The following is a 23383-nucleotide window of genomic DNA, read 5'->3' as shown; positions in this document are numbered from 1 at the left end:
GCGCGATATACGGGATCATCGCGCGCAACCGGGAAGGGGCGGAATCGACGGTGAGGGCACGATCGGCGTTCGGCGTGCTGCGCCTGGCCACAGCCACCGTGTGCACCGTCGCCCTCGTGCATCGACTGTTCTGGGGCCTGAGCTCGCGCACCATCGCGGGCGAGAACTTCTTCGCCTATCTGACCGTGCAATCCAACTGCGCACTCGTGGTCGTGCTGCTGATCGGGGCGGTGCTCGCCTTCGCGCGCGCCACGGACCCGCGCTGGTTCACGGTCGCGCTGGCGCTCGTGCTCACCTGGACCATCACCGCCGGCCTCGCCTTCGCGCTGATCGTGTGGCAGGCGGGCCTGCGCGGCATCCGTGTCGATGTGCCGTGGTCCGATCAGGTGCTGCACTTCTGGCTGCCGGCCTGCACCGCCCTCGCCTGGGTGCTCACCCCGGGGCACCGGGGCGTGCCGTGGTGGGTCGTTCCCACCGCACTCGCCTTCCCGCTGGCGTGGGGCGGCGTCACCCTGTGGCGCGGCCCGTCTGTGGGGTGGTATCCCTACTACTTCCTCGATCCCCGACAGGTGTCAGGGCCCGCGGAGTTCCTGATCACGAGCGGCATCGCCCTGGCGATCTTCGCTCTCGTCGCGACGGTGATCGTGCTGGTGAGCCGGATGCAGCGACGGGGTCGACCGCGACCCGAGGTGTGAGGCAGACTCAGCCGGCGAGCGGGGCTCAGTCCGACGGCGCGAGGAACGGCGCGAGCGAATCGATCGCCGCCGCCAGCGCCTTCTGATCGTCGAGCTCCGCGAACTCTCCCGCAGCATCGCCTCCGACGATGCCCACCACGATGTTCTCGCCCGTGGTCGGTGCGAGGTCGACCCAGGTCCGGATCAGCGCGTCGCCACCGACGACGTGCCAGATCGAGGGTTCGGGAGCGGCCTCGTCTTCGGCCTCCGATCCGGAATCCGAACCGGCCTCGGCGTCCGGTTCCGGCGTCGTGGCGAACAGGGGCTCCTCGAAGCGCATCCAGACGGTCTCTATCTGCCCCATGCCCAGTTCGGCGATCGCTCCGCGATGAGTGAACGGCAGAGCGGGCGCGAACTGCAGCCCCTCGCTCTTCAGCACACCCAGCGGCACGGTGATCAGCACGCGATCGAACGACAGGGATTCTCCCGAGGCGAGGCCGAGACTGACCCCCGCCTCGTCGTAGGCGACGCGGCTCACCGGCGACGACAGACTCAGACGCGCGCCCTCGAGCATCCCCTCGATGACCGGTGTGAGGTCACCGAGCACGGCGGTGGCGTCGTCGGGCGGCAGGGTCGGCGGGAACCAGGTGGAGGCATCTGCCGCATCGGCCCCGGACCATGCCGTGATCGAGGCGAGCAGCGCCTGAAGTCCCGGTTCGGTGGGATCGGCACCGGCCGCAGTCAGGGCATCGTCGAGAGAGGTGTCGGTCAGCCCCTGCTGCGCTGCTGCGATGGCGGCCTGCACCGGCTCGGTCGTCACGGGTGCCACGTCGCCGTCGGCCGACCGCCAGAGCGCACCGGTGAGCGCTGCGGTGCGCACATCGAGCCCTTCGAGTGCCTCGAACAGCACACCGTCGGATGCTCCGAGCAGCCAACCGCCCAGCTGCGCCGGAACGGGCCAGTTCTCGTCATCGACGACGGAGTGGACGCGCCCGCCGACGCGGTCGCGGGCTTCGAACACCGTGACCTCCAGTCCGTCGGCGACGAGACGGGAGGCTGCTGCGGCGCCCGCGAGACCTGCGCCGATGATCGCCACCCGCTCACCGTCGTCCGCGGCCCGACGCAGGAGGTCGGCTGCGCGTTCGCCGGAGCGGAGCGCTGCGGCCATCGTCCCGGGCGCGTCGACATCGGTCGCCTCCCCCGCGATGAAGAGACGGTCGTCGACGGGCTCCGCCAGCGCGTCACGGGCGGCGGCCTGGATGCCGACCGGCGTGAAGCTCGCCGCACCGAGCGAGAAGGAATCGTTCGACCACGAGCTGCGGGCGAAGGCCGCAGGCGTGATGCTGTCGGCGGTCGGCTTCGGGGTCGGCGAGCGGTCGGGCGTGGGCGTGGGCGCCGGCTCGGGAGTGCAGGAGGCCAACAGGATTCCCACGACACCGGCTCCGGCGCCGATCAGCAGTGTGCGACGCGTCATCCTCATCGTGTCGCAACGATACCGCGCGCAGATGGAGGCCGGGTGCGACGACCCCTCCTGCACCGAGGCGGATCACGTTCGGTCTGTCCCCCGACGCGCAGGATCATGCTCAGTCGGTCCGCGTTCGACGACACAACACTGCCATTCTGGCCCGACGTTCACAGGATGGAGGCATGACGATGAACGAGCCTCAGGTCTGGACGCTCATAGGTGTGTTCGGCGCGGCGCTCTTGGGCGGCTTCACGCTCGTGACGACGCACTTCGGCAAGGTCGTGCGGTCCGAGATCGGTCGCGTGGAGGGAACGTTGTCCGGCAAGATCGAAGCTCTCGATGGAAGGCTGACCGGCAAGATCGAAGCCCTCGACCACCGCGTCAGCGGCCAGATCGAAGCCCTCGACCATCGCCTCAGCGGCCAGATCGAAGCCCTCGACCACCGCCTCAGCGGCCAGATCGAGACTCTCGAGTGGAGGCTGAACGGCAAGATCGACACTCTCGATTCGAAGCTGTCCGCTCGCATCGACACACTCGACAAGGAAGTGGCCGACATCGCGACCCGGTTCTTCGGCGCGTCCTAGCGTGTTCGCCGGGAGCTGTCGGTCGCGGGCGCTCAGCCCCGAGTCGTCCCCGGACGCCAGAGCACGACCTCGGCCGAACGGCGCAGCCGTCGACCGCCCGGCACCGGAATGACGCCAGAAGATCCGGCGGCGAAGACGCGCACACCGGGCCGGTTCTCGCGCTCGGCGCGCAGTGCGGCATCGAGTTCGGCGACGCGGCGCTGCAGCATCCGGTTCTCGTCTTCGAGGTCGAGCAGACGGGCGATCGCGGGCAGGCTCATCCCCTCGGAAGAGAGCTGGGCGACCTCGCGGAGCTGCTCGATGTTGCGCGTCGAGTAGCGACGTGATCCACCCGAGGTGCGTCCGGGAACGACCAGACCGATGCGGTCGTACTGACGCAGAGTCTGCGGGTGCATCCCGGCGAGCTGCGCCGCGACGGCGATCGCGAACACCGGGGTGTCAGAGTCCAGGCGGTTGTCAGCCATGCCCTTCACCTCCGGTGTTCGCGCTCGTCATCACGGTCATCGTCACCGACGCGCCTTGGCCATCAGATCAGCGCGCGGATTCTCTGCGGGCTCGAGGGACTGGAACTTCTCCAGCGCCTCTCTCGCCGCGTCATCGAGGTGCGCAGGCACCGCGATCTGCAACTCGGCAAGCAGGTCGCCGGTGCCCTTGGCCGTCGTCACCCCGCGTCCCTTGACGCGCAGCACGCGTCCGGACGGGGTGCCCGGTGCGACACGCAGCTTGACCGTGTCGCCGCTGAGGGTCGGAACCTCGATGGTCGCTCCGAGTGCGGCCTCGGTGAAGGTCACCGGCACGACCACTCGCAGGTTCAGCCCTTCGCGGGTGAACACCGGGTGCGGTCGCACAGCGATCTGCACCACGACGTCGCCGCGCTCTCCGCCGTCCGGCGAGGGGCGCCCGCGTCCGCGGAGCCTGATCTTCTGTCCGTCCGCGACGCCCGCGGGGATCTTCACCTTGAAAGGTTTGCCGTCGTCGCCCTGCAGGGTGATGGTCTCTCCCTGCACGGCAGTGACGAAGTCGAGGGTCGTGCGAGCCGTGACGTCGGCACCCTTCTGCGGGCCGCCGAAGCCGCGGAACCCTCCCGAGGTCTGCCCGAATCGGCCGGAACCGAACGAGCCGCCCTGCCCCTGATTGAACATCGCGAAGATGTCCTCGAAATCGGCGGACTGCTGCTGCCCGCGCCCCTGCTGCCCGAACCGGCTGAAGACGTCTTCGAAGCCGCCCGCACCCGCACCGCCCGCCGTGAAGCGTGCGCCCGAGCCCATCGCGCGGATCTCGTCGTACTCCTTGCGCTGTTCAGCGTCGGAGAGCACCGAGTACGCCTCGCTGACCTCTTTGAACTTCGCTTCCGCCTTCTCATCACCCTGATTGGAATCGGGGTGATACTTGCGGGCGAGCTTGCGGTACGTCTTCTTGAGATCGGCGTCGCTGACGTCCTTCGAGACCCCGAGGGTCTTGTAGAAGTCCTTGTCGAACCAGTCCTGGCTAGCCATCGATCACCTACTCCGCAGGGACGGCGACGACGACCTTCGCAGGGCGCAGCTCGACGTCACCGAGGCGGTATCCCACCTCGACGACCTCGAGCACCGTGGTCTTGTCGGCGCCCGGGGTGGGCTGCTGGAAGATCGCCTCGTGGCGCTGCGGGTCGAATTCCTCGCCCTTCTCGCCGTACGAGACGACACCGAGCCGCTCGACCACCGTGCGCACCTTGCCGGCGATGACGGCGAAGGGCGTGCCCTCGACCAGGTCACCGTGCTGAGCGGCACGGTCGAGATCGTCGAGCACGGGGATGAGGCCCTTGGCGGCCTCGCCCTTCGCACGCTCGATCTCGACCTGACGCTGCTCTTCGGTGCGGCGGCGGTAGTTGGCGTACTCGGCCTGGAGGCGCTTGAGGTCGTTGAGCAGCGTCGACTCCAGGTCGGCGAGCACGGCATCCTCTGCCGCGGCCTCGCCGGTCTGGGTGGCGCCGAGGATGTCGTCGACCGTCAGCCCTTCGGCAGGCTCAGGAGTCGCGGCACCGTCGACCGGTGTCTCGTCGGAGCCTTCGGCCGCCGCGGCCTCGCGCGAGTCGGGATTCTGCGGCGCGGGGCCGGATGCCTGAGCATCCGACCCCTCGCTGCGAACCTCGTCGTCACCTTCGAAGTTCTTGTCCGTCATGATTACTTCTTCTCGTCCTCGTCGTCGACGACCTCGGCGTCGATGACGTCCTCGTCGGAGGAGCTGTCATCGGCCGGCGCCTCGCCCGCGGCGTCGGCGCTCGGAGCGCCCTCTGCCTGGGACTGTGCGTAGATGGCCTCGCCGATCTTGCCCTGCGACTGGTTCAGCTTGTCGAACGCGGTCTTCACGGCCTCGTCGTCTTCGCCGGCCAGAGCCGTCTTGAGCGCGTCGACGTCGGCCTTGACCTCGGTCTTGACGTCTTCGGGCAGCTTGTCGTCGTTCTCGGTGATCAGCTTGTCGATCGAGTACGCGAGCGTCTCGGCCTGGTTGCGGACCTCAGCGGCCTCGCGGCGCGCTTTGTCCTCCGCCGCGTGCTCCTCAGCCTCGCGCACCATGCGCTCGATGTCTTCCTTCGACAGCGACGAGCCGCCGGAGATGACGATCGACTTCTCGGTGCCGGTGCCCTTGTCCTTGGCGGACACGTGCACGATGCCGTTGGCGTCGATGTCGAACGTGACCTCGATCTGCGGGATGCCACGGGGAGCCGGGGCGATTCCGGTGAGCTCGAACGTTCCGAGCGGCTTGTTGTCGCGGGTGAAGTCGCGCTCGCCCTGGAAGACCTGGATCGCGACGGACGGCTGGTTGTCGTCTGCCGTGGTGAAGGTCTCGCTGCGCTTGGTCGGGATGGCCGTGTTGCGCTCGATGAGCTTGGTCATCATGCCGCCCTTGGTCTCGATGCCGAGGCTGAGGGGCGTGACGTCGATGAGCAGCACGTCCTTGCGCTCACCCTTGAGGACACCGGCCTGGAGGGCTGCGCCCACGGCGACGACCTCATCGGGGTTGACGCCCTTGTTCGCCTCTTTGCCGGTCTCGCGCTTGACGAGCTCGGCGACGGCGGGCATACGGGTCGATCCACCCACGAGCACGATGTGGTCGATGTCGGCGACCTTGATGCCGGCTTCGCGGATGACGTCTTCGAAGGGCTTCTTGGTGCGGTCGAGCAGGTCCTTGGTGAGGTCCTCGAACTTCGCGCGGGTGATGGTCTCGGAGAGCGAGACGGGGCCCGACTCGGTCAGCGACAGGTACGGCAGGTTGATGCTCGTCGAGGTCGAGGAGGAGAGCTCCTTCTTGGCCTGCTCTGCAGCCTCCTTGAGACGCTGCAGGGCGATCTTGTCGCCCGAGACGTCGACGCCCGTGGTCTCCTTGAACTGCTTGATCAGGTGGTCGACGAGACGCTGGTCCCAGTCGTCACCGCCGAGGCGGTTGTCACCCGAGGTCGAGCGCACCTGGATCGTCGAGAAGTCGTCGTCCTTGCCCACTTCGAGCAGCGAGACGTCGAACGTTCCGCCACCGAGGTCGAAGACCAGGATGAGCTCGTCTTCCTTGCCCTTGTCGAGGCCGTAGGCGAGAGCAGCGGCGGTGGGCTCGTTGATGATGCGCAGGACGTTGAGGCCCGAGATCTCGCCGGCCTCCTTCGTGGCCTGACGCTCGGCGTCGTTGAAGTACGCGGGGACGGTGATGACGGCATCCGTCACCGTGTCGCCCAGGTACGACTCGGCGTCGCGCTTGAGCTTCTGGAGGATGCGCGCGGAGATCTCCTGCGGCGTCCACTTCTTGCCGTCGACGTCGAACGACCAGTCGGTTCCGACGTGGCGCTTGACGGATGCGATGGTGCGGTCGACGTTCGTGACGGCCTGGCGCTTCGCGGTCTCGCCGACGAGCACCTCGCCATCTTTCGTGAAGGCGACGACCGAGGGGGTCGTGCGGAAGCCCTCGGCATTGGCGATGACCTTCGGCTCGCCACCCTCGAGGACGCTGACGACGGAGTTCGTCGTACCGAGGTCGATTCCAACAGCACGTGCCATGTGATTCTCCTTTGTTGCTGAGGTTGATGTGGGTCTGGAAATCCGGGGCGATCAGGGAAACCTGAGTCGCGATGGCTCAACTGTACTCCGACGTCCGGATGCTGTCAAACAAAGTTGATATGAAGCGGCTCAACTTTGAATCTCCGGCACGAGGTTAGGCGACCCTCAGCTCGAAGATGGCAGACTGGATACAGCGGATGGTTGCTCGCCCGAAGAGCGCCCCGCCGGCGGCGTCGCCAGGATCGGCGCCCCCGCGTCGGCCGCACGGCAGACACCGCCCTTCTCGCCGAGGGGTGCGCATGACTGACACAGATGCCTACGACGTGCTCGTGATCGGGGCGGCCCCGCCGGGCTCTCCGCCGCACTCAATCTGGGACGATCGCTCATGCGGGTGCTGCTGGTCGATGCCGACCGGCCCCGCAACGCGGCGACTCTGAACTCCCACGGCTTCCTGACGCGAGACGGCGTACCGCCGCACGAACTCCGCCGGATCGCCCGTGAAGAGCTCGCCGCCTACCCGAACATCGAGGTGCGCACGCGCGTCCGCGTGCTCGAGCTCCGCCAGATGGACGCCGGATTCACGGCATCCATCGGCCGCAAGGACCCGACCGAGGTGGTCGCCGCCCGATCCGTGCTGCTCGCGACCGGGCTGCGCGAGACGCTGCCCGAGGTGCCGAACCTGCGCGGCTTCTACGGGATCAGCCTCTTCAGCTGCGCGGCGTGCGACGCATGGGAGATGCGGGGGCGGCGGCTCGCCCTGATCGGCGAGACCCCCGACATCGCCGAACGCGCCCGGCTGATCTCGCGCTGGACCGAGAGTCTCACGGTGTTCACCCTCGGTGCCGACACCGTCACAGCCGCTGAGGAGGCCGACCTTGCGCAGGCGGGGGTCGCGGTGCGTCGGCATCCGATCTCCGAGCTGCTCGGCGAGCGCGGCCGCATCGAGTCGATCCGGTTGACGGACGGCTCGACCGTCGCCGTCGAGGGCGGGTTCGTCCGCCCGGAGTGGGAGACGGATCTCTCGTTCCTGCACGGGTTCGCGCCCTCCGTCGACGCCGACGGCCACCTCGTGACAGATCGCTCGGGGCGTACCGACGTGCCGGGACTCTACGCCGCAGGCGACGCGGCGATCCCCGGACCGCAGCAGCTCATCGTCGCCGCCGGCGCCGGGGCGCGGGTCGCGTCGGTGATGGTGCAGGATGCCGTCGGCGTCGCGACGGCGCACTGAGCAGGGCCCGCCCGGACTCGGCGCAGGCCCGGCGCAGACTCGGCGCAGACCCACTCCGATCCGCGCGTGACCGGCCGAGTAGGCTGACCGGCATGACGCGTCTCTCGCACGCCCCTCGGCCGCTCCGTCTGGCCGCCGCTGCGGTGGTCGCCCTCGCGGTGCTGCCGCTGAGTGGATGCCTCTACGCGCAGATTCCGGAGAACGCGCCCAGCGGTGAGGGCCCCGAGCCGGCACCCAGCGCCAGTTCGTCGGCTGTTCCCTCCGACGAGCCGTCGGCTCCGCCCACAGGCGACCTGCCCTCGTCGATGTCGTTCGCAGACGGCGCCGCACTGCCGGCGACGGCGTACATCCAGTGGGGTGACGGTCTGCTCGTCGACGACGGCTGGAAGACTGTCGCGCCCGACGACGGCAACGGCGGCTGGACATACGGCACGGTCGACGACACCTGCACGGCGCAGTTCTGGCAGGGGTTGATCCCCGATGTGCCGACGGTGCCGGGTGATGACAGCGCCAGCTCCGACGCCATGCTCGCAGTGATCCTCGGCGAGAGCGACGTCGCGGCCATCTCGACAGCGGCGACGACGGGTGCGTTCAGCTACCAGATCGGCGGCAACGCCGACGTGGAGAACAGGCGGCTCCTGGGCGAGGGCGAGGGCGACCGTCGATGGATCATGGCGGCCCGCGCCTTCACCGCGACGGGTGTCGGTCTCTACGTGATCGTCGACTGCACGGGTGGAGACGTCGAGGCGACCATGGCTCAGGTCGTGGAGAAGAACGCCATCGTCATCCAGTAGTCGCAGTCGTTCTCAGTGACGCGCAGTCGTTCTCAGTGACGCGCAGTTGTTCTCAGTGACGCGCAGTCGTTCTCAGTGACGCGCAGTCGTCACTTGCCGCCGGGAGGACCGACCAGCAGCAGGATCACGTAGAGCGCGACGATGCCGACCACGAGCAGGATCGCGAGCGCCCACGGGCGCCGCAGGAACCAGCGCATGAGACGGTCGTACCAGCGCGCGTCTCGCGGATCGGCGCCCTGTTCGAGACGCCACTGACCCGCCAGGCGGCCGGTGCGGTGCAGCCAGATCTCCATCGGGATGGTGGCGTAGGGCACGATCGCACTCACCACGGCGAGGATCGCGACCCCGAGGTGCCACCGCTGGTTGAGCGCCACGAGCACGGCGGTCGCCGCGTAGGCGAGGAACACGAACCCGTGGATGCCTCCGCCCACCGTCACGACGACACCGGGGGCCCCGACTGCGCGGGCGATGATCGCCGAGATGAGGATGGTCCAGGTGATCGCCTCCGCGATCGCGAGGATTCGGAACAGGCGGTCGGGTGTGCGGAACACGGGACTCCTCAGGTGGGGGTCCGTTCAGCGTATCCGGAATAGCTATGAGCTCCCGGGCGTTGCCGAAGGCATGGTGACAGTCGATTCCGCAGCTCTCGGGCAGGTTCTCGACTCCGTCGATCTGCGTGTCGGCATCGCGCGACGCGTGCCTCTCGTCGCCGGCGGTCTTCTGCCGATTCCCACAGGCTCGGCCACCCTCGTCTACATCGCAGCGGGCTCGGTGCACGGGCATCCGCCGTTGACCACCGGATGCCGCCTCGACGTCGACCCCGCGGCGCAGATCGTCGCAGTCGACGATCGACCGCTGCACGCGAACTTGGTCGCCGGAGATGCGTTCCTGACGCTCGGCCGTTCCTCGATCGCCCTCGAAGCCGATGGGGCGACCGACCTCGTCGTCGTCGATCTGGAGTTCTCGGACAGCGCCGCGATGATCGCCGCGCTTCTGCCCGATCCGATCACCGTCATGTCGTTCGCCGCGCTGGAACCGGCTGCGGCCGCACTCGCCGGAAGCATGGGACCCACCGATCCCGCCACGTGTCCCGCGCGCCAGGGCGACCCGGTGATCTGCCGGATGATGGCGCAGACCGTGCTGCTCTCGGTGATCCGCGCGTGGGCCGCGAACGGCTGCGCGCCGGCCGGCTGGCCTTCCGTGTCGAAGGATCCGTTCCTCGACCGCGTGGTCGAGGCGATCCACGAGCAGCCGGGCCGCGACTGGACGGTCGAGCGCCTCGCCGGCGTGGGGGCCATGTCTCGGTCGGTGTTCGCCGAGCGGTTCCGCAGCGCGATCGGCCGTTCGCCCGCCGACTACGTCACCGAAGTGCGCGTCGACGCGGCGAAGCGGATGCTGAGCGCCGGGCGCTCGGTCAGCGAGACGTCACGCGAGTTGGGCTACGCCTCGGACGAAGGATTCAGCCGAGCGTTCCGCCGCCGCACGGGGATGACCCCGTCGACATGGCGCGCATCCCAGCTCATCGCCGTTCCCGCCTGAAACGGCACTCTCACGGCCGGGGATGCGACGAGGCGGCTCAGGCGAGGGCCGCCGCCTGAGTGCTCCTGCGGTTCGACAGTCCGAAGAGCACAGCACCGACCAGCAGCGAGATCGCACCGATCACATAGACGACCTCGACGCTGAGGGTGTCGACGAGGAGTCCGCCCACCCCTGCGGCGATCGTGATGGCACCCTGGAATCCGACGACGACCAGGCTGCCGCCGGCCTCGAGCCGATCGGGCGTGCGGTGCCCCACCCAGGTGTTGATCACGAGCAGCCACGACGAGAAGAAGAAGCCCCAGACGACCACCACGACTGCGATGCCGAAGACCGAGCCGGAGAAGAAGATCATCGCGAGCACCGACACGGCGATCACGAGTGGCGCGAACACCGCGAAGAACGCGAACGTGCGGTCGATGAAGAAGCCGAGTCCGAGGTTGCCGGCGAGGCCGCCGACGCCGAAGAGCGCGAGCAGCAGGATGATCGTCGACGGCTCCACCTCGGGAATGCGCTCGAGCGCCAGCCGCACGTACGTGTAGGCGAGGAAGTGTCCCAGCACGACGAGCACGTGTCCGACCATGCCGAGTCCGATGCCCGGGCGACGCACCGTGTCGACGAGGAGTCGGATGCTCGATGCCTGTTCTGCCGGCACCCGCGGCAGCAGGAATCGCAGCGCCACGGCCAGCAGCACCATGAGAACTCCCGCGATGGCGAAGACCGTCTGCCAGTCGACGATCTCGCTGAGCATCACGCCGAGGGGCACACCGGCGACCGTCGCCAGCGAGACGCCCGCTGAGGTGAACATGACGCCGCGTCCGAGGTGTGCAGGGCCCGCGAGTCGCGCGGCGACCGTGATCGACATCGCCCAGAAGGCGCTGATCGCGGCACCCAGCAGGAACCGCGCGAGCAGCACGATGAGGAGGTTCGGTGCGATCGCCACGATGAGGTTCGACACGGCGGCGGCGAGCGCCATCCAGATCAGAAGCGAGCGACGGTCGAGGCGGGGGAAGATCAGACCGATCGTCGGGGCGACGATCAGGCCGACGAGCGCGGTGACCGTGACGGTCTGCCCCGCCTGACCGGGCGTCACTCCCAGCGCGTCGGCCATCTCGGTGAGCACGCCGTTGGGCAGGAACTCAGCGGTGACGAGAAGGAATCCCATCAGCATCAGCACGATGAGACCGCCGTAGCGGATGCCCGCGGCGCTCTCGGTGCGGGCGGTCGTCACGGGAACGGGCGCGGTCGTCGTCATGGTTCAACACTCGCAGGCGCGCGATCACCGCGCCCGACGCGGCGTCCACGGCATCCGACCGTTCGTCCGGAGAGTCTGGCTTGTGCGACGGAGCCGGGGCTTTACAGCATCCGCCCCCGCGCTCTAGGCTCGGCGATGCGCCGGGGTTCTCCCGGAAGGCCAGAGCGAGAGGAGCCGAAGACATGAACACCGTCTTTGTCGAGCTTCTCGCCGACATCCTTCCTCTCGAGGCCGCCCGCACCTGATCCGCGGTGGCCTCCCATCCCGGAGCCACACACCGTGCCTGATCTCTTCGCTTCAGCTGAAGCATCCTCTTCCCGTCTTTCCCCTGCGTCGACGTTCGACGCCACTCCTTTCGAATCCGTTCCCTCGTTCGCCGATGTCGAGCCCGGTGAGAACCAGCGCTGGACCACCTGGCCGGTCATCACCCCGTCGGAGCGCGGTCCCCTGCCATGGCCCGAGTGGGTGGTGACCAGCGCCGGCGCGCTCGACACCGAACTCGGCATCCTCAAGACCGGCAAGGAGGCCGACGTGTTCCTGCTCGAGCGGGCAGTGCCGGACGACCCCGCGCAGCGCACCCTGCTCGCCGCCAAGCGCTATCGCGACACCGACCACAGCAGCTTCCACCGATCGGGCGTCTACACCGAGGGCCGCACCACACGGAACACCCGCGATGCGCGGGCACTGGCGAAGAAGTCGGGTCATGGACGCGCGGTCGCCGCCCTGCAATGGTCGTTCGCCGAGTTCGACGCGCTGAGTCGCATGTGGGAGCTCGGTGCGCCCGTGCCGTACCCGGTGCAGGTCAACGGCACCGAGCTGCTGATGGAGTTCATCGGCGATGCGAACGGTGTCGCCGCGCCCCGGCTCGCGGCTGTGCGCAGCGATCGTCACGAACTCGCGGATCTCTACGACCAGATCGTCGCGATCATGCGCGTCTTCGCCGCTGCGGGCTTCGCGCACGGCGACCTCTCGGCATACAACCTTCTCGTGCACGAGGGACGGGTGCGAGTGATCGATCTGCCGCAGATCGTCGACATCGTCGCGAACCCGCAGGGCCTCGACCTGCTGCATCGCGACTGCGTCAACATCTGCGACTGGTTCACGCGCCACCGTGTCGAGCGCGATGCCGAAGAGCTGTTCGCCCAGATGCTCGCGGCGTCGTACACGTGATGCCTCACCGCACCCGCAGGGCCGCGTCGAGCAGAGCATCGAGAGGTCGCGGCATCCGCTCCAACGGCAGGGCGTCGATCACGTCGGCCGAGAACCGGGCCTTCCGCCCGGCGGCCGTGCCGGCGAAGCGGTGCAGCTGCTCGTCGATGGTGCGCTCGCGCTGGGCGGGCTGCCCCTGGAACATCCGGAACCGCGCGAGCTCGCCCCGCGCCGCGAGCGTGTCGAGCACGAGCTCGGGGCCGGCCGCGGTGATCACCTCGTCTTCGAGATCGCGGTCGCAGCCGAAGAAGCCGATGCTCTCGGGAGCGGACCCGGCGACCAGGATGCCGACGTCGACGAGCACGGCGATGACGTAGTCACCCTCGGCCGCGTCGTACAGGCCGAGGATCCGCGGGGGATGCGCCTGATCGCGCAGCGCCGTCAGGCGCTTTCGGAGGTTGGTGATGCCGTCGAGGTCGACCAGGTGGAGATCGTCGCTGCTGATGTCCCGGCGCCGGGCCAAGGCGAGGAAGGCGAGGCTGTCGCTGCGCCCCTCGAACAGCACGACGGTGCGCGGCACCGCCTGCGTCGTCGACATGCTTCGACCGTAGCCGAGGCGGGGTACGGGAGCGCGGCGCGTCGTCACCGTCCGTTCACCGCACGCCGACAGACTGCGAGCATGAGCGATTCCCCCCAGCGCGGCGCTGTTCCCGAGCCGGCCGCGACGGCCAACAGCGGCGCGGTCGGTGTGATCGGCCTCGACCTGCGTGGCGAGACACCGGCCCCGAAGAAGCAGGTCTACTCGTGGGCGCTGTGGGACTGGGCGACGCAGCCCTTCAACACCGTCATCCTGACCTTCATCTTCACGGCGCTGTACCTCACGACCGAGGCGTTCCTCCCGGCGTCGATCGCAGGCCTCGACGCGAAGGACCCGATCCGCGAAGCGGCTGAGGCCGAGCTCGCCTCGGGTCTCGGCCTCGGGTCGACGATCGCCGGCATCGCGATCCTCCTGATCGCTCCGGTGCTCGGCCAGCGCGCGGATGCCGCGGGGCGTCAGAAGCTCTGGCTCGGGATCGGCACCGGCGCACTGATCGCCTGCATGTTCGGTCTGTGGTTCGTCGAGCCGACGCCGACGCTGTTCTGGCTCGGTGTGGCGCTGATCTCGGCCGGTTCGGTGTTCGGCGAGATCGCCGCCGTGAACTCGAACGCCATGCTGATCGGCATCGCGAACCCGAAGACCGTCGGACGCATCTCGGGTCTCGGCTGGGGCTTCGGCTACATCGGCGGCATCATCGCACTCGTCCTGGTCGTCGTCTTCTACATGCTCGACTGGTTCGGCCTGCCGGAGGACGGCGGGCTGCCGTTCCGCATCATCGCGGTCGGCTGTGCGATCTGGGCGATCGTCTTCTCCATCCCGATCTTCCTCAACGTGCCGGAGCCCTCGCTCGGGCGCCCGGAGCGCAAGGTGGGCTTCTTCGCCTCATACGGCCTCCTCGTCAAGGACGTCGTGGGCCTGTACCGCAATCCCGACACCCGTCAGACGTTCTGGTTCCTGCTGTCGAGCGCGGTGTTCCGTGACGGGCTCGGTGGCGTCTTCGCGTTCGGCGCGATCATCGCCGGGCAGGTCTTCGACTTCGAGTTCCTCGATCTCGTGATCTTCGGCATCGCGGCGAACCTGATCGCCGGGATCTCGACGATCATCGCCGGTCGCTTCGACGACCGGTTCGGCCCGAAGCGCATCATCCTCGTCTCGCTCGCCGCCATGGTCATCTCCGGGCTCGCGGTCTTCTTCCTGGTGGATGCGGGAACGATCGTGTTCTGGATCGGCGGCCTGCTGCTCTGCGCTTTCGTCGGCCCTGCTCAGGCGGCATCGCGGTCGTTCCTCGCCCGCATCACCCCGGCCGGGCGCGAGGGCGAGATCTTCGGCCTGTATGCCACGACCGGGCGGGCGGCGAGCTGGATGGCGTCCGGGGCCTGGACACTGCTGATCGTACTGTCGGGTTCGACTGCCTACGGGATCCTGGGCATCGTGATCGTTCTGATCGCCGGCTTCGTGCTGCTGCTGCCGGTGAAGGCGACGCAGCGGGCCTGAGCGACGCGGCGGGCCTGAGCGACGCGGCGGGAGTAGCCTGACCGCGTGACGGTCATCATCGCTTTCCTCGCCAACATCCTCGTCGCGATCGCCAAGACCGTCGCGGCCGTGCTGACCTCGTCGGCGTCGATGGTGGCGGAGGCTGCGCATTCGTGGGCGGATGCCGGAAATGAGATCTTTCTGCTCATAGCCGACCGCCGGGGCGCGCGGACGAAGGATGCACGGCATCCGCTGGGGTACGGGCGCGCGGCGTTCGTGTGGTCGCTGATCGCCGCGTTCGGGATCTTCACCGCCGGGTCGATCGTCTCGATCATGCATGGCGTGCAGGAGCTGTCGGCGACCGGGCCGGTCGAGAGCCCTGTCGTGGCGTACACGGTGCTCGGCATCGCGTTCGTTCTCGAGGGAGCGTCGTTCACGCAGGCGATGGTGAAGTCGCGGCGGCTTGCGCGAGAGCGCGGATCGTCGACGTGGGACTACGTGCTCGACACGAGCGACACGACGCTGCGTGCGGTGTTCTTCGAGGACATGGCCGCATTGATCGGACTCCTCCTCGCGGCGGGGGCGATCGCTCTGCACCAGATCACGGGGGTCGCCGCCTGGGATGCGGTGGGATCGATTCTCGTCGGCATCCTGCTGGGTGTGGTGGCGATCATCCTGATCGGACGCAACATCGCCTTCCTCGTCGGCTCGAACGCGTCGCCGGAGCTGCGTGACCGGGTGGGACGTGCACTGCTCGGGTCGCCACAGATCCAGCGCCTCACCTACCTGCACATCGAGTACGTGGGCCCGAACCGGCTGTTCATCGTGGCCGAGGTGGATCTGACCGGTGATGCCCGCGAACACGACGTCGCCCGGAGCCTGCGTGCGATCGAGCAGCAGATCGAGGCGCACGAGGTCGTCGAGACCGTGGTTCTGTCGCTGTCGGTCGACGACGAGAAGTCGCTCGCGTTCGGCGCGGATGCATGATTCCACGTCGATCATCCTGTGCGTGAGAGTGGCGGTGCACCGCGCACCTTCGCTCTTGCCGGAATGCTGAGTCGTGGGGTGCGCCATCGTTGTTCGGGGTCCCACCAGCTCGGTCCGCGCACTTGCGGGACGCCGTGGTTCATTCGGATCTCCCATCCGGAGGTGCCGAGGGATCTGTGGTGCCACCAGCACAACGGAACACCGTTGTCGGTGTGTGTCGGCCCGCCCTTGGCGTGTTCGGTGACGTGGTGGATCTCGCACCACGATGCGGGGACGTGGCATCCGGGGATCAGGCATTCTTTGTCGCGGGCGACGATCGCGCGGCGTTGATGCACGGTGAAGATCCGGTCGGTGGTCGTGATCCCGATGATCCGCCCCTCATCGAACAGAACGCGTTGGATCGTCCCCGCACATCCGACGTGCGCGGCGACGGAGACGGGGATGTGGGCGCCGGATCCGGGGATCGTCGCCCACCCCCAGTGCCGCGGGACAGCCCGAAGGCGGCACCGGCGACACCGGCGGAGTGAGCGGCGAGGTCTTTCGCGTCGACGGTGACGACGAGCACCGGTGACGCGCCACCGAGGGTGGGCATGGCGTTGTGTCGGGCCGCGATCGCGAACACCATCGCGAGCGCGTCGTGGCGCTTCTGCGACGCGGTGCGATCATCGAGCACACACCGCGGATCCGAATTGAACGGATCAGCGTCATCCGCATCCACGACCGAGCCGGCATCCGCCGCCGCATCGGCCTCCTCGTCCGGGCCGGCATCCGCGTCCGCGTCCGCTTCCCCCTCCGCATCCGTGTCAGCGTCAGCGTCAGCGTCAGCGTCGACATCGGTGCCGTCACTAGGAGCGAAGTGCACCCCGGGCATCGGCGGCCCCTCCCCCTTGGGGTTGAGGATCGCGTCCATGATCAGCTGCAACTGCGCCGCGACCTCCGGGGTCAGATACCCACGGATCGCATGCACGCCATCCTTGAGCCGGCCGATCGTGATGCCCCGGCGACGCCGCGCGTCCTCGTCTTTCGGTTCCTCCCCATCCGGGTCGAACATCGACGCGAGATCCTCCGCGAGCGCTTTCAGGTCCTGCGCCGTCGGCGCAGGACCCGGCGTGCTTTCGTCCAGATCCTCAGTAGCCGCATCGTCACCATCAGCATCGTCGGCCTCGAGGCCGTGCCCGCGGGCGCACCCCGCCAACGCGACATCCGCCGCCAACCGCTGATCGACCGTGAGCCGATCCCACACTTTCTCGATCGGGCCGGTCGCCGCGAGGAACCCCGCAACCCCGAGCACTCCGTCCAACAACGCCAGGCGCATCTCCGACCACCGCGCCGGCATCCGCTCCCCCGCCAGACTCACCGGACGCCTGACCAGATCGACGACCTTGTCGACCCGGGACGCACCCCGCACATCCACCAACACCGTCCGCTGCAACAACTCATTCAGACCCCGGCACCCCGCCGAATGCGGGAAATCACCCGCGTCGCCGGTCGCGACCGTCTCGACGATCACCGCTTCGACCCGCCGGAACGCGGCGCCCGCACCCTGCAACACCGTGACCCGATCCGCGTCGGTCAGCCCCGCCAACGCGTCGTCGGACAGCACCGCATCGAGGTCGGCGACGACCCGATCCAGAAGCTCCGCAGTGCTGTTCATACCCGCAAGTCAACACGCCACCACCGACATTCGAGACCCCAGATCACCCCGAATAATTCCGGATCAGGAGCATATTCTGGAACATCGCGACAGAGTGCCGGAACACCGATGAGCCGCACGCAGTCGCACAGCCCGAACCCCACAGCCGGCCCCTCGGGACACCGGCGCAGACAGGCACTCCGAGCGCTCAGCTCTCCCAGTTGTCGGCGAGCTTGTTCAGCAGGGTCGCCAGCTGCTCTCGCTCATCATCGGTAAATGCGGCGAGCGCCTTGCCGAGCGCCTCTCGCCGCTCACCCCGCATGCCGCGAGCGACTGTGCGACCCTCATCCGTCAGTGCGATGCGCGTGCGCCGCGCGTCATCCGGATCCGCCTCACGCCGCACGAAACCGTGAGCGACCCCCTGCTGCACGAGACGAGAGGCGCGCGGCTGATCGACCCCGATCGCCGCCCCGAGGTCACTGACACTGAGAGGAGCGGATGCTGCGGCGAGCGCCTCGAGCATCCGCATCCGCGCCGGTCCCCCGAATCGCCCTGACGGGTCACTCGCCCACGGCGGCATGCCCGGATGCCCGGCATGACGATGGCCGTCGCCGTGCTCGAAGTGATCGGGGTGCGGACCGCCGTGCCAGCCGTGAGGACCACCCATTCCTCGCGGACCGCGACCTCGCTCGCCAGGGCGTCGTCCGCGCAGGCGGGACAGTGCGCGGGCAATGGCCTCGGCGGGATCGTTCTCTGCGGCACTCACCCTTCGATTTTACATGCGACTTGACATGCATCACGACTGCATGTCACACTACATATACATGCATAGTGACAAGCACATGCTCCATGACATCTAAGGACTTCATTCATGAACACCTCTGACACTCAGAACACAGACAGCACCTCTCGCCCCTTCGGCTTCTGGATCAAGGCAGTCGACCGCCTCATGGCGGCCGAGTTCGCCTCGGCCTTCGAAGGCGAGCGCGCGAGCCGCCGAGACTGGCGGATCCTCAACGTGGTCGACGGCACGGCGCCTGCGCGCCGCCCGCTGAACTCCCACAAGCTGCACGGCCCGGTCGAGCGCGGATGGGTCATCGCCGACGGCGACGGCTGGACGCTCACTGACGAGGGCCACGCGGCCAAAGACCGCCTCGGCGGCATCGTCGACGGCATCCGTGCCAAGGTCACCGACACCGTGAGCCCCGAAGACCTCGAGACCACTCTCCGCTCGCTCGAGCAGATCGCCCGCGCCTTCGGCTGGGACGAGGAGACGCCGCTCCCCCGCGGACGCGGTCGTCGACACGGTTTCGGATCCCACGGTTCCGGACACCACGGTGTCGGACACCGAGGCTTCGGACCGGACCAGGGCTTCGGACGTCGCCACGGACGCCCATTCGGACGCGGTCGCGGCTTCGCGCCCGACTTCGGTCCGGATCACGAGCGCAACGCGGATGCCGAGTTCGGCGGCCACGACTGCGCCCACCACGGCCGAGGCCGCGGTCACGACCGTCACGATCAGCAGGGCCAGCACGACCACGCCGGTCACCACGGTCACCACGGTCACCACGGCCGCCCCGAGCACGGCGAGCACCGCACCGCGCGTGCGGCGCAGCACGCCTACGAGCGCGGCTTCGATGCCGGCTTCTCCCGCGGCCGCGACGCCTGACGGCATCCGATCACCAGAACGCCCCCTCCGACTCCCGTCGGGTGGGGCGTTTCTGCATGCTCTGCGCGGTGCGCTCCGATGCGTTAGTGACCTCGCCGGTCCACCGGCCGCAGCAGCGCGGACGCTCCGAGGATCTCGACGCCGAGCAGACGCCCCTCGCGATCGAAGTCGAGGATCACCTCGCCCGCCAGGTCGTCGGGAAGGGCGACCGGAACCTGCCGCGCCGCCTCGCCGGGCCTGATCGACTCACCGATCGTCGCGTATGCCGCATCGACCTCGGCGTCGTACCTCAGATCCCCCACGCCACGCGGCCCGCAGCCAGAGCGGCACCGAAGTCTCCGCCCGCCGGAGAGCCGAGCGTCGTGACACCGAGGTAGACCGCGGCCGCCACCGCTGCTGCCAGCACCACGAACAGCACCGTGAAGATCACGAAGGTCAGCGCGCGGTACCCGCCGGATGTCGGCACCTCGGGCGCCACCGACGGCTGCGACCAGTCGGCCGCCACCGGTGCGGGCTGGTCACCCGTGAGGATCGCCGGCTTCGGTCGGGACCGTCGCGTCTCGGGCAGCATCGCCTCGGGCGGAGGTGGCGGGATCACCGCATCGGCCGGCGGGATCACGGCATCCGGGACCGACGACTCGGTCGACGGAGGCGAGAGCAGTCCCTCCGGGATCGGCACCTCGCGCGGAGGCGGCGGAATGACAGCATCCTCCGGGCGGATGTACGGGTCGTTGCTGTCACCGCTCATGTCAGCCCCCTACGGCTCCGACGTCGGTCGTGCCGACGTCCGTCTTGTGGAAATTCTGGAACGACCGGGATGCCGTCGGGCCGCGCTGCCCCTGATAACGGTTGCCGTACGGGCCGGAGCCGTACGGGTTCTCGGCCGGAGACGTCAGCCGGAAGAAGCACAGCTGGCCGATCTTCATGCCCGGCCACAGCTTGATCGGCAGGGTCGCCACGTTCGCGAGTTCGAGCGTCACGTGCCCCGTGAAGCCGGGGTCGATGAAGCCGGCCGTCGAGTGCGTGATGAGTCCCAGACGCCCGAGCGACGATTTGCCCTCGAGGCGTGCGGCGATGTCGTCTGCCAGCGAGACCTGCTCGAAGGTCGCGCCGAGCGCGAACTCACCCGGGTGCAGGATGAACGGCTCGTCGGGGTCGACCTCGATCAGACGGGTCAGCTCCGGCTGATCGACCGACGGGTCGATGAACGGGTACTTGTGGTTGTCGAACAGGCGGAAGTAGCGGTCCAGGCGCACGTCGATGCTCGACGGCTGGATCATCTCCGGCTCGTGCGGTGCCAGGCCGATACGGCCGGCGGCGAGTTCTGCTCTGATGTCGCGGTCGCTGAGAAGCACGGCACCAGCCTAGTCACCACGCGCCGCCGACACTTTGGCCATGACGGATCGTGCGGGTAGGCTTGCGTTCACCCGCTCCTCGGATGCAGGTACGGGGCTGTAGTTCAATGGCAGAACTTCTGCTTCCCAAGCAGATAGCGCGGGTTCGATTCCCGTCAGCCCCTCCACATGGGCGTCGCCCGACGTTTCGAATCACGTCGGAGCACGCGCCTTCTCGTCATAGCTTCTGTGCACGTGCCAGCCGTCTTCGCTCTCGAACACGTCGAACACCAGCGACCGACCGTCGTCGTCGGCGCCCTGGAATCGCCACCCGTGAAGGCCGTGGTCCTGATCAGGCGACGCGGCCCAGATCGAGGGACGCAGGCGCGCGGGCGTGTCCGACACTCTCCACCGGCGCCCCGCGAACACCATGCGCGAAGGAATGTCGTCGACCACCCATAGGGTCGTGGGGAGGTGATCGGTCGCCGGTCGCATGATCCCAGAATAGAACAAAGCTTCGAATGTTGCTACCCTGGATCCAGGCCGGAGAAGGGAGCCGGCATGGGCACGAGTAAACGCCTGGCCGATCACTACGACATGCGCTCCCAGCATCAGGCGATTCTCGCCGCCGCTCGATCCGGCCCCCTCCAATCCCTCACCGACCGAGAGCTCGCCCTGCGAGAGCATCCGGTCACCATCTACCCGCAGCCGTACCGAATGATCCGGGCCTGGGTGCGGTTCGGGCCGGAGGCCATCCGCGTCGATGCCAAGCTCGCCCGCTCCACTCCGTCAGCCGCAGGAATCGAGTTCCGCGCCGGTGACACCACGTTCCGCTGCTGGGTCTGGGGCAATGCCGTGTCGACCGACGACGGGTAGTTCGGGCAACTCGACGACGTCATCAGCGGCACCCGGGGTGTCACACCCTCTTTCACTGCAAGACTGTAGGGAGTCCTCGGGATTCCCCGCCCATCCGAATCGGCGCCCGCTCCGAACAAGAGTGCACAGCTGTCTTTCGTGCGCCCGCATGTGTCGTCGCTCGACACCTGCGGGAACATGCAGAGCCGTCTGCGAGACGACCTGCACGCCCGACGACCCGCACGACCGAAAGGAGCCCCGATGATCGAGTCATCGACCCCGCCGCTTGCCGACCTCGACAGGTACCGCAACGTCACCGACCTCCTGATCGCGCGCGTCGCCGAGGCTCCCGACCATGTCGCCTTCGAGGTCGCAGGGACAGTCGAGGTCGCGGGGTCGGATGCCGAAGCATCCGCATCGTGGCGCCCGATCACGACGCGAGCGTTCTCTGATCAGGTGCGCGCGCTGGCGAAGGGCTTCATCGCCCAGGGCGTGCAGATCGGTGACCCGATCGCGATCATGGCGCCGACGCGCTACGAATGGGCGGTCGCCGACCTGGCATCCTGGTTCGCCGGCGCTGTCGTCGTGCCGATCTACGAGACCTCCTCCCCGTCACAGGTGGACGCCATCGTCGCGGATGCCGGCGTGCGCCTGGCGATCGGCGGCACCGCAGAGCACGTGGCGCTGCTGCGCGATGCACTGGCGCGGACCTCTGACCACACCCTCGGAGCATGGACGATGGATGCCGCAGCAGCTGGCACCCTCTCCGATCTGGTCGCTCTCGGCATCGACATCGCCGACGAGGAGCTCGAGGCCCGCCGAACCTCGGCGACCCAGGACGACCCCGCGACGATCGTCTACACCTCGGGAACCACGGGCGAGCCCAAGGGTGTCGTGCTCACCCACCGGAACTTCCTCGGCCAGGTCCTGAACATCGCTGCCGCGTACCGCGAGATCGTGAACGAAGACGGGAACACCGTCATCTTCCTGCCGCTCGCCCATGTGCTCGCCCGCGGCCTGCAGCTCATCTGCCTGGCCAGCGGCATGCGCATCGCGCACCTGTCGGATCCGTCGACGGTCGTCGCCACTCTCGACACGCTGCGACCGACGTTCCTCGTCGTCGTGCCCCGGGTGCTGCAGAAGATCCAGGCCGCCGCAGCCGACAAGGCTGCCGACAAGGGTCTGAGCGCCGTCTGGGCGAAGGCCCGGTCGACGGCTCTCGCCTGGGGGCGCCGTGAGGAGCGGATCGACGCGGGTCGTCGCATCTCGAAGGATCTCGATCTCGTGCTGCGCCACCGCTTCTTCGATGCCCTCTTCTACCGGCGCCTGCGCACCGTGATGGGCGGACGCGTCGGGTACATCCTCTCGGGCGGGGCAGCCCTCGACACCGACCTCTCGCTGTTCTTCCGCGGCATCGGCGTGCCCGTCATCGAGGGGTACGGACTGACCGAGACGACGGCGCCGCTCACCGGCAACCTGCCCGGTCGCATCGCCTCCGGCACCGTCGGCCCACCTCTGCCCGGTCTGACCGTGCGCATCAGCGACGAGGGCGAAGTGCTCGCCCGCGGCATCGGCGTCTTCGCCGGGTATCGGAACCCCGCGCACGACGAGGATGCCTTCGTCGACGGTTTCTTCCGCACGGGCGACCTCGGCCGACTCGACGAGCAGGGCAGGCTGATCCTCGAGGGTCGCCTCAAAGACGTGATCGTGACCTCCAACGGCAAGACGATCGTGCCGACCCGGTGGGAGAGCGCGGTCGAAGCCGATCCGCTCGTCTCGCACGCGGTCATGGTGGGCGAGGGCAAGCCTTATCTCTCGGCTCTTCTCGTGCTCGACCCCGAGCAGACCAAGACATGGGCGGATGCCGAGGGCGTCGACATCCCCCTGACCCCGCAGCCCGACATCCGCGCGGTGACCGATCCGGCGCTGCGCGCACACCTGCAGCGCGCCGTCGATGCCGCCAACGCCCTCGTGGCCCGCAGCGAGCAGGTGCGCCGCTTCAGCGTGGTCTTCGCCGACCTTGAAGACCGCGGCCTGGTCACACCCACCATGAAGCTCAAGCGGAGCGTCGTGCTCGATCGCGCGGCCGTCACCGTCGAAGACCTGTACCTCTGAGAACCGGAA

25 protein-coding genes and 1 tRNA gene are annotated in these 23383 nt (G+C 68.4%); 12 read left to right on the top strand and 14 right to left on the bottom strand.

Translation table 11 applies throughout. The features are described from left to right. Nucleotides 1–50: 50 nt before the first annotated feature. A complete protein-coding gene (locus ACZZZN_RS17030; RefSeq protein ID WP_463506310.1) occupies nt 51–695 on the top strand; it encodes a Pr6Pr family membrane protein in 645 nt (214 codons plus the stop codon). Between the two features lie 25 nt (nt 696–720). Here the strand turns inward: ACZZZN_RS17030 and ACZZZN_RS17025 are convergent, their stop codons facing one another. Further along, a complete protein-coding gene (locus ACZZZN_RS17025; RefSeq protein ID WP_463506309.1) occupies nt 721–2148 on the bottom strand; it encodes a flavin monoamine oxidase family protein in 1428 nt (475 codons plus the stop codon). 173 nt (nt 2149–2321) lie between these two features. On the opposite strand from ACZZZN_RS17025, the gene ACZZZN_RS17020 reads away from it, so the two are divergent. Next, nucleotides 2322–2723 carry a hypothetical protein gene (locus ACZZZN_RS17020; RefSeq protein WP_463506308.1) on the top strand — a complete coding sequence of 134 codons (402 nt, stop codon included), beginning with the start codon at nt 2322–2324 and terminating at the stop codon, nt 2721–2723. A gap of 32 nt (nt 2724–2755) precedes the next feature. On the opposite strand, the gene ACZZZN_RS17015 is transcribed toward ACZZZN_RS17020, so the two are convergent. The 4 genes from ACZZZN_RS17015 to dnaK are packed head-to-tail and all read right to left on the bottom strand — an operon-like array spanning nt 2756 to nt 6748. Continuing rightward, nucleotides 2756–3187, bottom strand: coding sequence for a heat shock protein transcriptional repressor HspR (locus tag ACZZZN_RS17015; protein ID WP_463506307.1), 432 nt, complete (start codon nt 3185–3187; stop codon nt 2756–2758). Between the two features lie 42 nt (nt 3188–3229). Next, the gene (locus ACZZZN_RS17010) at nt 3230–4219 is read right to left on the bottom strand and encodes a DnaJ C-terminal domain-containing protein (protein WP_463506306.1); all 990 of its coding nucleotides are present in this window, start codon (nt 4217–4219) and stop codon (nt 3230–3232) included. A 7-nt stretch (nt 4220–4226) separates the two neighbouring features. Next, the gene (locus tag ACZZZN_RS17005; RefSeq protein WP_463506305.1) at nt 4227–4883 is read right to left on the bottom strand and encodes a nucleotide exchange factor GrpE; all 657 of its coding nucleotides are present in this window, start codon (nt 4881–4883) and stop codon (nt 4227–4229) included. 2 nt (nt 4884–4885) lie between these two features. After that, nucleotides 4886–6748 carry a molecular chaperone DnaK gene (gene dnaK, locus ACZZZN_RS17000; RefSeq protein WP_463506304.1) on the bottom strand — a complete coding sequence of 621 codons (1863 nt, stop codon included), beginning with the start codon at nt 6746–6748 and terminating at the stop codon, nt 4886–4888. A gap of 385 nt (nt 6749–7133) precedes the next feature. Between dnaK and ACZZZN_RS16995 the strand changes: the two genes are divergently transcribed. Together ACZZZN_RS16995 and ACZZZN_RS16990 are read left to right on the top strand one after the other, a co-directional pair. After that, nucleotides 7134–7976: an NAD(P)/FAD-dependent oxidoreductase gene (locus ACZZZN_RS16995; protein ID WP_463506303.1), complete on the top strand. Its 843-nt coding sequence runs from the start codon at nt 7134–7136 to the stop codon at nt 7974–7976. 92 nt (nt 7977–8068) lie between these two features. Continuing rightward, entirely contained in the window at nt 8069–8770 is a 702-nt protein-coding gene (locus tag ACZZZN_RS16990) for a hypothetical protein (protein ID WP_463506302.1), read from the top strand. 89 nt (nt 8771–8859) lie between these two features. On the opposite strand, the gene ACZZZN_RS16985 is transcribed toward ACZZZN_RS16990, so the two are convergent. Next, nucleotides 8860–9321, bottom strand: coding sequence for a DUF3817 domain-containing protein (locus tag ACZZZN_RS16985; protein ID WP_463506301.1), 462 nt, complete (start codon nt 9319–9321; stop codon nt 8860–8862). A 70-nt stretch (nt 9322–9391) separates the two neighbouring features. Between ACZZZN_RS16985 and ACZZZN_RS16980 the strand changes: the two genes are divergently transcribed. Then, entirely contained in the window at nt 9392–10309 is a 918-nt protein-coding gene (locus tag ACZZZN_RS16980) for a helix-turn-helix transcriptional regulator (RefSeq protein WP_463506300.1), read from the top strand. 37 nt (nt 10310–10346) lie between these two features. Here ACZZZN_RS16980 and ACZZZN_RS16975 read toward each other — a convergent pair whose 3' ends face one another. Beyond that, the gene (locus ACZZZN_RS16975) at nt 10347–11561 is read right to left on the bottom strand and encodes an MFS transporter (RefSeq protein WP_463506299.1); all 1215 of its coding nucleotides are present in this window, start codon (nt 11559–11561) and stop codon (nt 10347–10349) included. A 279-nt stretch (nt 11562–11840) separates the two neighbouring features. Between ACZZZN_RS16975 and ACZZZN_RS16970 the strand changes: the two genes are divergently transcribed. Next, a complete protein-coding gene (locus ACZZZN_RS16970) occupies nt 11841–12731 on the top strand; it encodes a serine protein kinase RIO (protein ID WP_463506298.1) in 891 nt (296 codons plus the stop codon). A gap of 4 nt (nt 12732–12735) precedes the next feature. On the opposite strand, the gene ACZZZN_RS16965 is transcribed toward ACZZZN_RS16970, so the two are convergent. After that, a complete protein-coding gene (locus tag ACZZZN_RS16965) occupies nt 12736–13308 on the bottom strand; it encodes an ATP-dependent endonuclease (protein WP_463506297.1) in 573 nt (190 codons plus the stop codon). Between the two features lie 81 nt (nt 13309–13389). Between ACZZZN_RS16965 and ACZZZN_RS16960 the strand changes: the two genes are divergently transcribed. Continuing rightward, a complete protein-coding gene (locus tag ACZZZN_RS16960; protein ID WP_463506296.1) occupies nt 13390–14802 on the top strand; it encodes an MFS transporter in 1413 nt (470 codons plus the stop codon). 45 nt (nt 14803–14847) lie between these two features. Beyond that, nucleotides 14848–15768, top strand: coding sequence for a cation diffusion facilitator family transporter (locus ACZZZN_RS16955; RefSeq protein ID WP_463506295.1), 921 nt, complete (start codon nt 14848–14850; stop codon nt 15766–15768). Between the two features lie 289 nt (nt 15769–16057). On the opposite strand, the gene ACZZZN_RS16950 is transcribed toward ACZZZN_RS16955, so the two are convergent. Both ACZZZN_RS16950 and ACZZZN_RS16945 read right to left on the bottom strand, forming a co-directional pair. Further along, nucleotides 16058–17422 carry a DUF222 domain-containing protein gene (locus ACZZZN_RS16950; RefSeq protein WP_463506294.1) on the bottom strand — a complete coding sequence of 455 codons (1365 nt, stop codon included), beginning with the start codon at nt 17420–17422 and terminating at the stop codon, nt 16058–16060. A 187-nt stretch (nt 17423–17609) separates the two neighbouring features. Continuing rightward, complete coding sequence (locus tag ACZZZN_RS16945; protein WP_463506293.1) at nt 17610–18167, bottom strand: MarR family winged helix-turn-helix transcriptional regulator; 558 nt, start codon at nt 18165–18167, stop codon at nt 17610–17612. A 105-nt stretch (nt 18168–18272) separates the two neighbouring features. Between ACZZZN_RS16945 and ACZZZN_RS16940 the strand changes: the two genes are divergently transcribed. Further along, complete coding sequence (locus ACZZZN_RS16940) at nt 18273–19070, top strand: hypothetical protein (RefSeq protein WP_463506292.1); 798 nt, start codon at nt 18273–18275, stop codon at nt 19068–19070. A gap of 83 nt (nt 19071–19153) precedes the next feature. On the opposite strand, the gene ACZZZN_RS16935 is transcribed toward ACZZZN_RS16940, so the two are convergent. The 3 genes from ACZZZN_RS16935 to dcd are packed head-to-tail and all read right to left on the bottom strand — an operon-like array spanning nt 19154 to nt 20425. Next, entirely contained in the window at nt 19154–19372 is a 219-nt protein-coding gene (locus ACZZZN_RS16935) for a DUF2283 domain-containing protein (protein WP_463506291.1), read from the bottom strand. Continuing rightward, entirely contained in the window at nt 19360–19818 is a 459-nt protein-coding gene (locus ACZZZN_RS16930; protein ID WP_463506290.1) for a hypothetical protein, read from the bottom strand. The genes ACZZZN_RS16935 and ACZZZN_RS16930 overlap by 13 nt, the downstream gene beginning before the upstream one ends. Nucleotide 19819: 1 nt before the next feature. Next, a complete protein-coding gene (gene dcd / locus ACZZZN_RS16925) occupies nt 19820–20425 on the bottom strand; it encodes a dCTP deaminase (RefSeq protein ID WP_463506288.1) in 606 nt (201 codons plus the stop codon). 93 nt (nt 20426–20518) lie between these two features. Here dcd and ACZZZN_RS16920 point away from each other — a divergent pair. Then, nucleotides 20519–20592: transfer RNA gene (locus ACZZZN_RS16920), tRNA-Gly, on the top strand. A 25-nt stretch (nt 20593–20617) separates the two neighbouring features. On the opposite strand, the gene ACZZZN_RS16915 is transcribed toward ACZZZN_RS16920, so the two are convergent. After that, nucleotides 20618–20899: a hypothetical protein gene (locus ACZZZN_RS16915; protein WP_463506287.1), complete on the bottom strand. Its 282-nt coding sequence runs from the start codon at nt 20897–20899 to the stop codon at nt 20618–20620. 66 nt (nt 20900–20965) lie between these two features. On the opposite strand from ACZZZN_RS16915, the gene ACZZZN_RS16910 reads away from it, so the two are divergent. Continuing rightward, a complete protein-coding gene (locus ACZZZN_RS16910) occupies nt 20966–21280 on the top strand; it encodes a hypothetical protein (RefSeq protein WP_463506286.1) in 315 nt (104 codons plus the stop codon). Between the two features lie 240 nt (nt 21281–21520). Beyond that, nucleotides 21521–23374 carry an AMP-dependent synthetase/ligase gene (locus tag ACZZZN_RS16905; protein WP_463506285.1) on the top strand — a complete coding sequence of 618 codons (1854 nt, stop codon included), beginning with the start codon at nt 21521–21523 and terminating at the stop codon, nt 23372–23374. Nucleotides 23375–23383 lie beyond the last annotated feature (9 nt).

The sequence above is a fragment of the Microbacterium sp. AC145 genome (assembly GCF_979258505.1).
This window is presented reverse-complemented; position numbering and strand designations above follow the sequence as displayed.

Bases quoted from the DNA above. Each gene is read 5' to 3' on its own strand.
- ACZZZN_RS16975 (WP_463506299.1), bottom strand. From the start codon at position 11,561: ATGACGACGACCGCGCCCGTTCCCGTGACGACCGCCCGCACCGAGAGC.
- dnaK (WP_463506304.1), bottom strand. From the start codon at position 6,748: ATGGCACGTGCTGTTGGAATCGACCTCGGTACGACGAACTCCGTCGTC.
- ACZZZN_RS16960 (WP_463506296.1), top strand. From the start codon at position 13,390: ATGAGCGATTCCCCCCAGCGCGGCGCTGTTCCCGAGCCGGCCGCGACG.
- ACZZZN_RS17005 (WP_463506305.1), bottom strand. From the start codon at position 4,883: ATGACGGACAAGAACTTCGAAGGTGACGACGAGGTTCGCAGCGAGGGG.
- ACZZZN_RS16950 (WP_463506294.1), bottom strand. From the start codon at position 17,422: ATGAACAGCACTGCGGAGCTTCTGGATCGGGTCGTCGCCGACCTCGAT.
- ACZZZN_RS17015 (WP_463506307.1), bottom strand. From the start codon at position 3,187: ATGGCTGACAACCGCCTGGACTCTGACACCCCGGTGTTCGCGATCGCC.
- ACZZZN_RS16915 (WP_463506287.1), bottom strand. From the start codon at position 20,899: ATGCGACCGGCGACCGATCACCTCCCCACGACCCTATGGGTGGTCGAC.
- ACZZZN_RS17010 (WP_463506306.1), bottom strand. From the start codon at position 4,219: ATGGCTAGCCAGGACTGGTTCGACAAGGACTTCTACAAGACCCTCGGG.
- ACZZZN_RS16980 (WP_463506300.1), top strand. From the start codon at position 9,392: ATGGTGACAGTCGATTCCGCAGCTCTCGGGCAGGTTCTCGACTCCGTC.
- ACZZZN_RS16940 (WP_463506292.1), top strand. From the start codon at position 18,273: ATGAACACCTCTGACACTCAGAACACAGACAGCACCTCTCGCCCCTTC.
- ACZZZN_RS16965 (WP_463506297.1), bottom strand. From the start codon at position 13,308: ATGTCGACGACGCAGGCGGTGCCGCGCACCGTCGTGCTGTTCGAGGGG.
- ACZZZN_RS16905 (WP_463506285.1), top strand. From the start codon at position 21,521: ATGATCGAGTCATCGACCCCGCCGCTTGCCGACCTCGACAGGTACCGC.
- ACZZZN_RS16990 (WP_463506302.1), top strand. From the start codon at position 8,069: ATGACGCGTCTCTCGCACGCCCCTCGGCCGCTCCGTCTGGCCGCCGCT.
- ACZZZN_RS16995 (WP_463506303.1), top strand. From the start codon at position 7,134: ATGCGGGTGCTGCTGGTCGATGCCGACCGGCCCCGCAACGCGGCGACT.
- ACZZZN_RS17020 (WP_463506308.1), top strand. From the start codon at position 2,322: ATGACGATGAACGAGCCTCAGGTCTGGACGCTCATAGGTGTGTTCGGC.
- ACZZZN_RS16930 (WP_463506290.1), bottom strand. From the start codon at position 19,818: ATGAGCGGTGACAGCAACGACCCGTACATCCGCCCGGAGGATGCTGTC.
- ACZZZN_RS16910 (WP_463506286.1), top strand. From the start codon at position 20,966: ATGGGCACGAGTAAACGCCTGGCCGATCACTACGACATGCGCTCCCAG.
- ACZZZN_RS17025 (WP_463506309.1), bottom strand. From the start codon at position 2,148: ATGACGCGTCGCACACTGCTGATCGGCGCCGGAGCCGGTGTCGTGGGA.